A 2,241-nucleotide genomic window follows, 5' to 3' on the forward strand; every position below is an offset into this window, starting at 1 on the left:
CCACCCCCCTCACCCGCCCCGGCGGCTGGAACGGACGCGCGGTCTTCACCCTCGGCGGCGGCTGCGTCGGCGGCTGGTACCGGCAGGGGACCGCGACCGGCGGCGTCACCTCGCCGTACCTGCTCGGCCGCGGCTACGCGCTGATGTCCTCCACGCTCAACGTCTTCGGACAGAACTGCTCCGACCTGACCGCCGCCGAGACCGCCTCGATGGTCAAGGAGCGCTTCACCGAGGCGTACGGACCGGCCGTCCACACCATCGGCCTCGGCTGCTCCGGCGGCTCGTACCAGGCGTACCAGATCGTGGACAACTACCCCGGGATCCTCGACGGCATCGTCCCCGCCTGCTCCTTCCCGGACGTCGGCTTCGCCATGACCCAGCGCGTCACCGACACCAAGCTGCTCACCGACTACTTCGCCAGGCACGGCGCGGGCTGGACCGAGGAGCAGAAGCGCGCCGTCACCGGCTTCGCCTCGTACGCCGTCGCCACCGGCACCCGGCGCGACGCCGTCCGCATCGACCCGCGCGGCGACTGCGGGGTGCTCCCCGAGAAGCTGCGCTACCACCCCCGGACCGCTCCGCGCGGCGCCCGCTGCGACCTCTACGACCACGCCAGGAACGTCTACGGCACCGACCCGGAGACCGGATTCGCGCGCAGGCCCCTGGACAACACCGGCATCCAGTACGGCCTCGGCGCGCTGCGCGACGGCACCATCAGCAAGAAGCAGTTCCTCGACCTCAACGTGCGGATCGGCGGCTTCGACCAGGACGCCCGGCACATCGCACGCCGCACCGAGGCCGACCTGAAAGCCGTGCGGACCGCCTATCGCACCGGGCGCCTCACCAGCGGGGGCGGCGGCCTCGCGGACGCCCCGATCATCGAGTACCGCGCGTACACGGACGACAGCCCCGGGGGCGACACCCATCTGCGCTACCACTCGCTCTCCATGCGCAAGCGGCTGGAGAAGGCCAACGGCACCTCCGCGAACATGGTCAGCGTCCTGGAGGACTCGCGCTACGGCCCCTTCAGCCTCAAGAGCCCGCTGCTGCGCCGCTCGCTGACGATGATGGACCGCTGGCTGACCGCGCTGGCCGCGGACACCTCGCACGCGCCCCGCATCGAGAAGATCGTCCGGGCGAAGCCGGACGGGCTCCGGGAGGGCTGCAACACCCGGGGCCGCAGGCCCGTCTTCCTCGCCCAGAAGCTGAACCGCGCCCCGGACAGCCGCTGCGAGAAGCTCTACCCCTCGCACTCCTTCCCGCGCGAGGTCGCGGGCGAGGACATCGCCTCCGACGTGATCAAGTGCCGCAAGCGGCCGGTGCGGCGGGACGCCTACGGGGACGTACGGTGGAGCGAGCCGGAGTGGCGCAGGCTGCGCAGGACCTTCGCCGCTGGCGTGTGCGACTACACCCGCCCCGGCGTGGGGCGGCAGAGCCTGCGCGGCACCTGGCTGAGCTACTGACCCCGGCCGGGGAAGCCGGGGAAGTACGCTCTGCGGAGATCGTTCCTGAGCGGCGTCGAGCGGGACCGGAGGGGCTGTCCGTGGGTGTGAACAAGGAGCGCATGCTGGCGGGGGAGTGGTACATCCCGGACGACGAGGAGCTGCGCGCGGAGACGCTCCGCCGGGCCGAACTGTGCGACCGGTACAACGCGCTGGGCGCGAGCCCGCCCGCCGAACGGAACAAGGTGCTGGCGGAGCTCATCGGCTCGCTCGGCGAGGGCGTGCGCGTCCGGCCCCCGTTCCACTGCGACTTCGGCTCGTACATCACCCTCGGCGACGACGTCTTCGTCAACTTCAACGCCGTCTTCCTGGACTCCGCGCCCATCACCGTCGGCGCCGCCACCCAGATCGGCCCGAACGTGCAGCTCCTCACCCCCACCCACGAGCTGGACCGCGCGCGACGCCGGGAGGGGTGGGAGAAGGGCGAGCCCGTCACCATCGGCGAGAACGTCTGGCTGGGCGGCGGCGTCATCGTCTGCCCCGGGGTGACCATCGGGGACGACACCGTGGTCGGCGCCGGCTCCGTCGTCACCCGCGATCTGCCCGCCGGGGTGCTCGCCGTCGGCAACCCGGCCCGCGTGCTGCGCAGCCTGGACTGACCCCGGGCCCGGCCCGGACCCGCCCCGGACCCGGGCGGTGAGATCCGCGCGTATGCCGCTGAGCGCCTGTGCCATGGGGCCCGGGCCGCCCCGCCCGTTGACTGGAGTCATACGGAACCGGACAGCGGGGAGGGCGGGAT

At 72.6% G+C, this 2,241-nt stretch carries 2 protein-coding genes; both read left to right on the forward strand.

The genetic code is table 11. The features are described from left to right. The coding region (locus tag G5C65_RS35830) for a DUF6351 family protein (RefSeq protein ID WP_165303226.1) at positions 1–1,463 on the forward strand (1,463 nt) is incomplete at its 5' end. A gap of 80 nt (positions 1,464–1,543) precedes the next feature. After that, positions 1,544–2,101, forward strand: coding sequence for a maltose acetyltransferase domain-containing protein (locus G5C65_RS35835; protein WP_165303227.1), 558 nt, complete (start codon positions 1,544–1,546; stop codon positions 2,099–2,101). Positions 2,102–2,241: the final 140 nt, after the last annotated feature.

Source organism: Streptomyces boncukensis, from assembly GCF_011045075.1.
In the GTDB taxonomy this organism is placed as follows: domain Bacteria; phylum Actinomycetota; class Actinomycetes; order Streptomycetales; family Streptomycetaceae; genus Streptomyces; species Streptomyces boncukensis.